The 9,819-nt window shown below is 72.2% G+C and carries 10 protein-coding genes; 7 read left to right on the forward strand and 3 right to left on the reverse strand.

The window, feature by feature from the left end; genetic code table 11:
- The coding region (locus AOJ26_RS12905) for an LLM class flavin-dependent oxidoreductase (protein WP_373413175.1) at positions 1 to 913 on the forward strand (913 nt) is incomplete at its 5' end.
- On the opposite strand, the gene AOJ26_RS12910 is transcribed toward AOJ26_RS12905, so the two are convergent.
- Positions 876 to 1,784, reverse strand: coding sequence for a glycoside hydrolase family 16 protein (locus AOJ26_RS12910; protein ID WP_053848401.1), 909 nt, complete (start codon positions 1,782 to 1,784; stop codon positions 876 to 878). The two genes, AOJ26_RS12905 and AOJ26_RS12910, sit on opposite strands and share 38 nt — an antisense overlap.
- 175 nt (positions 1,785 to 1,959) lie before the next feature.
- A complete protein-coding gene (locus AOJ26_RS12915) occupies positions 1,960 to 2,277 on the reverse strand; it encodes a hypothetical protein (protein ID WP_053848402.1) in 318 nt (105 codons plus the stop codon).
- Positions 2,278 to 2,832: 555 nt separating this feature from the next.
- On the opposite strand from AOJ26_RS12915, the gene AOJ26_RS12920 reads away from it, so the two are divergent.
- The 3 genes from AOJ26_RS12920 to AOJ26_RS12930 are packed head-to-tail and all read left to right on the forward strand — an operon-like array spanning position 2,833 to position 6,122.
- Complete coding sequence (locus tag AOJ26_RS12920; RefSeq protein WP_086724215.1) at positions 2,833 to 4,026, forward strand: PP2C family protein-serine/threonine phosphatase; 1,194 nt, start codon at positions 2,833 to 2,835, stop codon at positions 4,024 to 4,026.
- A 42-nt stretch (positions 4,027 to 4,068) separates the two neighbouring features.
- Entirely contained in the window at positions 4,069 to 5,679 is a 1,611-nt protein-coding gene (locus tag AOJ26_RS12925; RefSeq protein WP_053848404.1) for a sensor histidine kinase, read from the forward strand.
- Positions 5,676 to 6,122, forward strand: coding sequence for a response regulator (locus AOJ26_RS12930; protein WP_053848405.1), 447 nt, complete (start codon positions 5,676 to 5,678; stop codon positions 6,120 to 6,122). Before AOJ26_RS12925 ends, AOJ26_RS12930 begins: the two co-directional genes overlap by 4 nt.
- A 66-nt stretch (positions 6,123 to 6,188) precedes the next feature.
- Here AOJ26_RS12930 and AOJ26_RS12935 read toward each other — a convergent pair whose 3' ends face one another.
- Complete coding sequence (locus AOJ26_RS12935; RefSeq protein WP_053848409.1) at positions 6,189 to 6,980, reverse strand: TioE family transcriptional regulator; 792 nt, start codon at positions 6,978 to 6,980, stop codon at positions 6,189 to 6,191.
- A 58-nt stretch (positions 6,981 to 7,038) separates the two neighbouring features.
- Here AOJ26_RS12935 and AOJ26_RS12940 point away from each other — a divergent pair, with 58 nt between their 5' ends.
- The 3 genes from AOJ26_RS12940 to AOJ26_RS12950 all read left to right on the forward strand — a co-directional run bounded on the left by AOJ26_RS12940 (position 7,039) and on the right by AOJ26_RS12950 (position 9,797).
- A complete protein-coding gene (locus AOJ26_RS12940; protein ID WP_053848406.1) occupies positions 7,039 to 8,241 on the forward strand; it encodes an erythromycin esterase family protein in 1,203 nt (400 codons plus the stop codon).
- Between the two features lie 228 nt (positions 8,242 to 8,469).
- Entirely contained in the window at positions 8,470 to 9,243 is a 774-nt protein-coding gene (locus AOJ26_RS12945; RefSeq protein ID WP_234358542.1) for a chitosanase, read from the forward strand.
- Between the two features lie 122 nt (positions 9,244 to 9,365).
- On the forward strand, positions 9,366 to 9,797 hold the full coding sequence (locus AOJ26_RS12950) for a hypothetical protein (RefSeq protein ID WP_053848408.1): 432 nt from the start codon (positions 9,366 to 9,368) through the stop codon (positions 9,795 to 9,797).
- Positions 9,798 to 9,819 lie beyond the last annotated feature (22 nt).

Below are 9,819 nucleotides of genomic sequence, written 5' to 3' on the forward strand. Positions count from 1 at the left end.
ACCACCGCCCCCACCCACCTTCGGCATCATGACCGCCCCCATGCAGGTCGACTACCACGACGTCCTGCGCGTCTGGCGCGAGGCGGACGACCTGCCCGTGATCGAGCACGCCTGGCTCTTCGACCACCTCATGCCGATCGGCGGCGACCCCGACGGGCCGGCTCTCGAAGGCTGGACCCTGCTCTCCGCGCTGGCCGCCCAGACCACACGTCTGCGCCTCGGTGTCATGGTGACCAGCAACCGCTTCCGGCCGCCCGCGATGCTGGCCAAGATCGCCACGACCGTCGACATCGTCTCCGGCGGCCGGCTCGACTTCGGCATCGGTGTCGGCTCACGCCCCGACCATCCCCTCGCCAGGCGCGAGTACGAGGCCCACGGCCTGCCCTTCCACGACTCCGCGCACGCCGTGGAGAGCCTCGCCGAGGCATGCGGGCTCATCAAGCGCCTGTGGACCGAGGAGAAACCCTTCGACCACCAGGGGACCCACCACCACCTCACCGGCGCCTTCGCCAACCCCAAGCCCGTCCAGCGCCCCCACCCCCCGATCCTCATAGGAGGCCGTTCCTCCGCGACGCTGCGGATCGTCGCCCGGCACGCGGACCTGTGGAACATTCCCGGCGGCGACATCGACGACGTGACCCGTCGCAGCGCCCTGCTGGACCGCTACTGCGCGGAGATCGGCCGGGACCCCGCCGAGATCACCCGCTCGATCCACCTGCCCGTCTCGTACGACCGTCCGGACGCCACCCGTGAGGCGATCACGGAGGCGACCGACGCGGGCTTCACCCACATCGTTCTCGGACTGCCGTCGCCCTACCCGGTCCGCGTGGCCCGGTGGGTCGCCGACGAACTCGTCGGCCCCTCGCTGCGACCGGTCACTTCCAGCCGTACGCGTACGCCGCCACCCAGGTGACGTCGAGCTGCGCGCTGCTCCCCGGCGCCGCCCCCGGCCCCTCCAGGGCGCTCTCGTTCTGGAGCACCCAGGACAGGGGCCGGTCCGGCACGTCACGGGTGTCATGACCCGTCTGCCGGCCGTCGACGAAGAACCGGACGTGACCCGGCGTCCACTCGGTGGAGACCGTGTGCCACCGCGTCCAGTCGTCGCTCCCCGGGAACCAGCCCTGCTCACCGCCGCCGCAGGGGTGGTGGAAGGAGTTGAGGGAGCCGGTCCACTCGCCCTCGGGGTGGTCCATCTCGCAGCCCCCGCCGTAGTGCAGCCACGCGGACTTGTAACCGGGAGCCACTTTCGTGACCTTGATGCGCGCGCTGTACTTGCCGTACTTCATCTCCATCACCGCACGCGGCACCAGCGCGGCGGCGTGCACGGAGCCGCCGTCCGCGGGCCGCCACATCCGGATGGACATCCGCCCGTCGCCGTCGGCCGCGGGGCCGACGCTCACGGTGTCCTCCGGGTGGTAGACACCCGTCACCTCGCGCCCCCGGCTGACGGCCGTGTCGGGCCAACCCGTCGGATACGCCCACCAGTTGTCGCGGTACTTCCCCGACAGCCCGCCGCAGTGGGCCGCGGAGGTGTCCACGTCGTGCGCGCAGTCGCTGAACGACCCCAGCGGCACCCGGTCGCCGTTGAAGTCCTCGGCGAGGACCTGCCAGAAGGGCCCGCAGTCACCGCGGGGCAGGTGCGTGGAGGTGGTGCGGCAGGCGTCGGCCGCGGCGGGGGCCCCGTCGGCCCGGGGGAGGCCGAGGAGGCCGCCGCCCACGAGCAGCAGGCTCGCGGCCGTCACCAGGACGCGCTTGCGGTGGTGCGGCGCTGCGTGTGCACCCATCCCGAGGCTCCTTCAGGCGGCGGACGCCGTCCGCCCTGCCGCGCCGGGCACCGGAGACGCCGTGAACCGCGGCGGAGCGGACCGCACTTCGCGAAGAAACATCCTCGCCCGCCGCCTTCCACGGCGCCATCCCCCGGACGGGCCGCGAACCGGAAGGCCCGCTTCGGCGCCGGCCTCAGAACTCGCTGTCGATGCCGGTCACCACGGCGGGACCCAACGGGGCGTCCCGCTCCGCCAGCCCGCTGTCACGCAGGGCCCGGGAGACCAGCCGTACCGCTTCGGCCTCGGCCTGCAAGCGGTCGGGGGCCTCCACCTCGACCCGGGCGGCGAACATGCCGTCGTCCTCCAGGGTCAGCACGCTCAGTTCCTCGCTCTCCCCGAGGTCCGTGTTCCTGGGGTCCTGAGGCCGCAGCCTCCGTCCGATGTCCGAGCGGACGCTGTCGGGCACGTCCCGCAGGAACGTACCGGGGACGGTGATGACGTAGGTGGTCACGGGGACTCCTTTCTGACGTCCTACCCGGTTCCCCGTGACACCGATCGGAACCGAGGGGGCGGCAGGACTCCGGATGTGGAGGAGACGTGTGGCCCCGGATGGTTTTCTGGAACCTTCCCGGCATGGTCGCGCCGGTCCGGGGTAAGCGCGGCCAGAACACCGGAATCTCGGAATGGGCGGACGATGACGACGTCAGTGACGACTGGCACAGCTGCGGCAGGGCCGGAAGCGGCCGGCCCCGCACGGGGCGGCAGCGGGCCCGGCCACGCTCCGCGTGGCGCCGGCGCCCGCCCGCCCGTCCCCCTGGACCTCGCGAGGATCTGACCGGGAAGTGACATCGGCCACGAGGAACAGGACCGCCGGGGCGGCCACCGGACCGCCTGAGCACCGGCCCACGGGTGGACGCGTTGTCCACGGCCGTGGGCGGCGGGTGAAGATCGGATCGTCGCGCTGACCGCGTTCCCGTCGTTGTCCTGGGCAACGGCCGGTGGCAGGCGACATGCATGGAGTGGGGAGGCCGGGACGAGAGTGTTCTCGGGGACTGAGGCTGCCGCATTGGTGTCGGCGACGGCAGCCGGTGCCGAGACGGCGTGGGAGCACCGGGAGCCGTCGGTTCTCCTGGTGGAGGACGATCCCGGTGACGCGTTGCTCGTGGAGGAACTCGTCGTCGACGGCGCCGTGAAGATGGGGCTGCGATGGGTGCGGTCGATGACCGAGGCCGCCGAGGTGCTCGCCACCGAGACCCCCGACTGCGTCCTGCTCGACCTGCACCTGCCGGACGCCCACGGACTCGAGGCGGTCTCCCTGGTCAAAGGGCTGGCCGAAGAGGTCGCCATCGTGGTCCTCACCGGGCTCGCCGAGGAGCAGACCGGTCTCGCCGCGGTCGCGGCCGGCGCACAGGACTACCTGGTCAAGGGCCGGGTGGAGCCCGAGCTGTTCGGGCGGGCGGTGCGCTACGCGATCCAGCGCAAGCAGACCGAGCGGGCGGCGGTGGCCCTCCGGGCCGGCGCCCTCCAGGCGCAGGAGAACGCCCGCCTGGAGCGTGGCCTGCTGCCCCGCCCGCTCCTGCGCGCCGAAGGCGTCCAGGTCGTGGCCCGCTACCGGCCGGGACGCGCGCAGACCCTGCTGGGCGGGGACTTCTACGACATCGTCCAGAGCGCCGACGGCACCCTCCACGCCCTCATCGGGGACGTCTCCGGGCACGGCCCGGACGAAGCCGCCCTGGGAGTCGCCCTGCGGATCGCCTGGCGCACCCTCGTCCTCAGCGGCATCACCGGCGCCCAGCAGATGGCCCGCCTGGAGGAACTGCTGATGGCCGAGCGGGCCCGCGACGAGGTCTTCGCGACCCTGGTGAGCCTGGCCGCCGTCCCGGGGGAGCAGCGGGCCCACGTCGTACGCGCCGGGCACCACGGCCTGCTCCGGCGCACCGGGACGGACGTGGACTGGGTCGAGGTGCCCGGCGGACCGGCGCTGGGCATGGTCCCCGGCGGCGCGTGGTGGCCGACCGCGGAACTGCCGGTCCCGGCGGGCACGTCGGTGGTGCTCTTCACCGACGGCCTCTTCGAGGGGCACGTGAGCCGTGGCACGGAACGCCTCGGCGAGGAAGGCCTGCTGGCCCTCGCCCGGGAGGAGGCCGGCCTGGAGCCGGAGGCCTTCGTGGACCGGCTGATAGAGCGGGCCGAGAGCCTCGCCGAGGCGCGGGGCGGCCTGGCGGACGATGTGGCCGTCGTCCACCTGAACTGGAACTGAGTGAGTGGGAGCACGGTGTCGGACCACAAGGTGAGACGGGTTATGGGCGCGGTGCGCAGGGGGCGCCGGCTGACGGTGCAGGGGTGGTTCTACCTGCTGCTTGCCGTCATGACGCTGCTGGTGGTGGTCGGCAGCGTGGTCGGCGCCGGTCTGCTGGGCCGGACCGCGGAGGTCAGCGACCGGCTGCTGCGCCGCGTCCAGCCCGCCCAGACCGAGGCGTACCGGTTGCAGGCGGCGCTGGCCAACCAGGAGTCGGGCATCCGCGGTTACGCGATCTCCGCCGACCGGCAGTTCCTCACCCCGTACACCCAGGGCAAGCGGGACGAGGCGGCCTCGGCGGCCCGACTGCGCGAGTTCATCGGTGACCGGCCCGAGTTGACGGCGGACCTGAACGCGATCGAGACCCAGGCGGCCGACTGGCGCCGTACCTACGCCGAACCGCTCGCGGCCTCGGTCACGCCCGGCCGTCCGAAGCCGCTGGACCAGCAGAAGGCCGACCAGGGCAAGAAGGAGTTCGACCGGCTGCGCGCCCTGTGGACCCGGCAGAACACCGACCTGGCGCAGGCGGTGGAGGAGGGCCGTTCCCACCTCGCCCACGAACGCCACGTGCGCGACTCGGTCCTGGCCGCCATGGTCGCCGTCTTCCTGCTGGCCGGCGTCGCCTGCGCCGTCCTGGTCCGGGTTCTGGTGACCCGCCCGCTGGAGGCGCTGGGCACGGCTTCCAGGCGGGTGGCGGGCGGCGACTTCTCGTACGTCATCACCGGCGCCGGCCCTGCCGACCTGACCGCGGTGGCCAACGCCGTCGAGGGCATGCGCTGGCATGTCGTGGCCGAACTCGAGGCATCCCGCGCACAGGAGCAGGAACTGAGCAGGCAGGCCGCCGACCTGGACGCCCAGGCCGAGGAACTGCGCCGCTCCAACGCGGAACTGGAGCAGTTCGCCTACGTCGCCTCCCACGATCTGCAGGAGCCCCTGCGCAAGGTCGCCTCCTTCTGCCAGCTGCTGGAGAAGCGTTACGGCGACGTCCTCGACGACCGCGGCCGCCAGTACGTCGACTTCGCCGTCGACGGGGCGCGGCGCATGCAGGTCCTCATCAACGACCTGCTGACCTTCTCCCGGGTCGGACGGGTCAACGACGCCCGGGTGCCCGTCGGTCTCGACCAGGCGCTGGACAAGGCGCTGGCCAACCTCGGGGCGGCCGTCGAGGAGTCCGGCGCCCGGATCGACCGCCCGGAACACCTGCCCGAGGTCGTCGGGGACCCGACCCTGTTCGCCATGCTCTGGCAGAACCTGGTCGGCAACGCCCTCAAGTTCCGCCACCCCGACCGCACTCCGCACGTCTCCATCACCTGCGGAACGGACCCGGACGAGCCCGACAGCCTGCTTGTGTGCGTCACGGACAACGGCATCGGCATCCCCGAGCAGTTCACGGAGAAGGTCTTCGTCATCTTCCAGCGGCTGCACGGCCGGGACGCCTACGGTGGTACCGGCATCGGTCTGGCACTGTGCAAGAAGATCGTGGAGCAGCATGGTGGCAAGATCTGGATCGACACCACGCACACGGACGGCACGCGCTTCTGCTTCACCCTCCCGTCCATCGCCGAGCACCCGGAGGCGTCCGGAATCGGCACCGAGGAGAAGGTTCTGACATGACCACCCCCGCCGCCAACCCCATAGACGTGCTCCTCGTCGAGGACGACCCCGGCGACGAGTTGATGACCCGTGAGGCGTTCGAGGACAACAAGATCGGCAACACCCTCCACGTGGTCCGGGACGGCGAGGAGGCGCTGGACTTCCTCTACCGCCGCGGCGACCACACGGAAGCGCCGCAGCCCGACCTCATCCTGCTCGACCTCAACCTCCCCAAGTACGACGGCCGTCAGGTCCTGGAGAAGATCAAGTCCGACCCGGAGCTGTCGCACATCCCCGTCGTGGTCCTCACCACCTCGGCGGCCGAGGAGGACATCCTGCGCAGCTACAGGCTCCACGCCAACGCGTACGTCACCAAGCCCGTCGACCTGGACCAGTTCATCGCCGCGGTCCGCCAGATCGACGACTTCTTCGTCCAGGTGGTCCGTCTGCCGCGCCACTTCTGAGGCAACCGCCCGGCAGGGGGCGGTCCTTGCCCGCCCCTGACCGCCCGGTCGGCGACCCGGCGGTCATCATCCGCGCTCGCGGAGGTACGCCTCCAGCTCCGCGGCCCCGGCGAGCATCGCCCGGCCGCGGGCGGCGAGCCGGCCGTGCCAGTCGCGCAGCGCGCCCTCCAGCGGCTCCAGACCGCCGGCCTCCCGCACCCGGGTGATCAGTGGCGCGATCTGCTCCAGCAGATGGCCGCCCCGCCTGAGCTGGTGGGTCAGCCGGGCGTCCCGTACGGCCGCCTCGTCGTAGACGCGGTATCCGGTCACCGCGTCCCGGTGCGGCTGCACCAGCCCGGCACGCTCCCACTTGCGCAGGGTCGCGGGCCGGACCCCGAGCCGGCCGGCCAGTGTGCCGATGAACATCCCCCCGGACCCGGACCCTGAGCCGGACTCCGACCCGGCCCCTGCCCCCGGCCCGGAGCCGGACCCCGATCTCGCCCGCGCGGCGGGCTCCGACGCGGTGGCGGCGTCCAGGTCGCGCAGCGCCCGCTCCACGGTCTGGAGGGTCCGCCGGTCGTCGAGGAGCTCGGCGTGGCTCTCGTCCAGGAGACGGAACGCGTCCTCGACGCAGCCCTCGTTCACCGCCCGCATGATCGCCGAGGCCGTCCGGTGGCCGTGGCCGGGCAGCAGGGCGAGGAAGGCCCGCAGAGCACGGGCGTGCAGCGCGGTGTAGACGCGGTAGCCGTGGGGCGTGCGGTCGGCGGCCGGAAGGATGCCGGCCTCCTCGTAGTTCCGGACCGCCTGCGTCGACAGGCCGTGCCCTCGTGCCAGGTCGACCGGCCTCAGGTGCCCCTCGTTTTGAAGCTTTCTTCCCACGTCAGCGACCATATCGCGGAAAAGTCTCAACCGAAGGTTCAACGATAGCGTTGAAGGCATGGCGACTGACATCAAGGAAACCGCCCGTGCCGTCGACGCTGCCGCCCTTATGGGACTGCTCCCGGCCCGGCCCCGGGTGCTCGCCCTGGGCGAGCCCGCCCACGGTGAGGACACCCTGCTGGAACTGCGCAACGAGCTCTTCCGGCAGCTCGTCGAGCAGGAGGGCTTCCGGACGATCGCGATCGAGAGCGACTGCGTGGCGGGCCTGATGGTGGACGACTACGTCACCTCGGGCACCGGCACCCTCGACGAGGTCATGGAGCACGGATTCAGCCACGGCTGGGGCTCCTTCGCGGCCAACCGCGCGCTCGTGCGGTGGATGCGCGCGCACAACGACGGCCGGCCCCCGTCCGAACGGGTCCGCTTCGCCGGCCTGGACGGTCCACTGGAGATCACCGCCGCCGCGAGCCCCCGCAAGGCCCTCACCGCCCTCCACGGCTACCTCGCGGCCCACGTGGACGCGGGCCTGCTTCCGTGCACCGCGCGGACGCTCGACCGTCTGCTCGGCGCGGACGACCGGTGGACCGAGCCCGCCGCGATGACGGACCCGGCGCGGTCGGTCGGGCGGTCGGCCGAGGCGGACCGGCTGCGGCTGCTCGCGGACGAACTGACGGCGCTGCTCGACGTCCAGGCACCGCACCTGCTCACAGCGACCTCGCGGGACGACTGGGACCTCGCGTGCCTGTACGGGCGCACGGCCGCCGGGCTGCTGCGCTACCACCACGCGATGGCGGACGCGTCACCCGCCCGCATGACGCGCCTGTGCGCGCTGCGGGACTCGATGATGGCCCACAACCTCCTCGCCGTGGCCGCCCGGGGACCGGTGCTGGTGAGTGCCCACAACTCCCATCTGCAGCGGGAGAAGAGCTCGATGCGGATGTGGGAGGGACCGGTGGAGTGGTGGAGCGCCGGCGCCCTGGCCGGCGCCCGGCTCGGGGACGCGTACGCCTTCGTGGCCACCGCCCTCGGCACGATCCGGCACCAGGGAGTGGACACACCGCCGCAGGACACCGTCGAGGGACTCCTGTACGACCTCCCGGGGGACCCCAGCCTCGTCGACCCCCGGCGCCTGGCCACCGCACTCGGCGACACCCCGCCCGCGCCCCGCGTGTCCCCGTGGTTCGGGTACGCCCCGCTCGACCCGGTCCGTCTGGCGGGCATGGACGGGCTCGTGTTCGTCAAGGACGTCACGCGGGACTAGCCACCCCGTCACCCGACCGGTCGAACTGACGTAGTGGCGACCGGTATTCGTTCGAACCTACGAAGTTCCGCGCGCTGGGTTACTGATCGCGGCCCGCACTGGTAGGAAACATTCCTAACAATCAGGTCTGGACCAACTCTCCACCCCCCACCTCCACTTGGAGTCCCCGTGGAACCTGACACAGTGCCCGCGTCCACCCACCCGTCCCGCCGCACCCTCCTCGCTCTCATGGGGGCGGCGACCTGCGTCGGCGTCCTCGGCTCCGGGGCCGCAGCGGCGGCCCCCGCGGCCGCACCGGGCCTCGACGACCCGGCGAAGAAGGAGATCGCCATGAAGCTGGTGTCGAGCGCGGAGAACTCCTCGCTCGACTGGAAGGCGCAGTACGGATACATCGAGGACATAGGTGACGGCCGCGGCTACACCGCCGGCATCATCGGCTTCTGCTCCGGCACCGGAGACATGCTCGACCTCGTCCAGCTCTACGCCGACCGCAAGCCCGGCAACGTCCTCGCCCCGTACCTGCCTGCGCTGCGTCGCGTCGACGGCACCGACTCCCACGACGGCCTCGACCCGAACTTCCCCGCCGACTGGCGAAGGGCCGCCCGGGACACGGTCTTCCAGCAGGCGCAGAACGACGAACGCGACCGCGTCTACTTCAACCCCGCCGTCCGCCAGGGCAAGGCGGACGGACTGCGCGCGCTCGGCCAGTTCGCCTATTACGACGCCATCGTCATGCACGGCGACGGCGGCGACGCGACCAGCTTCAGCAGCATCCGCAGCCGCGCCCTGCGCCAGGCCAGGCCCCCGGCCCAGGGCGGCAACGAGACGACCTACCTGAACGCGTTCCTCGACGCGCGCGTGTGGGCGATGAAACAGGAGGAGGCGCACAGCGACACCAGCCGCGTCGACACCGCCCAACGCGTCTTCCTGCGCCAGGGCAACCTCGACCTGAACCCGCCCCTCGACTGGAAGGTCTACGGCGACAGTTATCACATCGGCTGACCGGCCACGGACGACGGCCCGGTGCGTGACGGCACCGGGCCGTCGGTGTGCGCGCCGGTGGCACCCGGTGGTGAAAACGCCCCCGACGGAGGGTGTTTGCCGTCGAAGCGAGCGGTAACGCGATGTCCATGAGTGAATCGAACGAGCAGACGAACCAAGATTCCGCGACCACCAGGACGGCGGCGAAGGCCCGGCGCACCACGGCCAAGGCCACCGCCCCGGCCACGAAGGCGGCGAACAAGGCCGCAGACAAGGCGGGTGACACCGCGTCAGCGGGCACCAAGGCGACGGAGCGGACGGCGAAGACGGCGGCGGGCGCCGCGCAGACCGCGGCCAAGAGCGTCGAGGCCGGACGCCAGACCGTCATCGCCGCCTCGGGGCAGGCCGCGGCCGTCGCCAAGACGGCCTGGACGGTGATCGCCCAGCGCAAGCTCATCGCCGCGGGCGTGGGCGCGGGTCTGACCGCGCTGACCGCCACGTCGTACGCGGCGGGCCGACGCGCGGCACGTCACACGCACGGCCCGATCACCCGCCTGACCGGCGGCCGGATCTGACGGGGGACGGGCGGGCCGGGAG

It is taken from the genome of Streptomyces sp. NRRL B-24085, from assembly GCF_001282115.1.
Classification (GTDB): Bacteria; Actinomycetota; Actinomycetes; order Streptomycetales; family Streptomycetaceae; genus Streptomyces.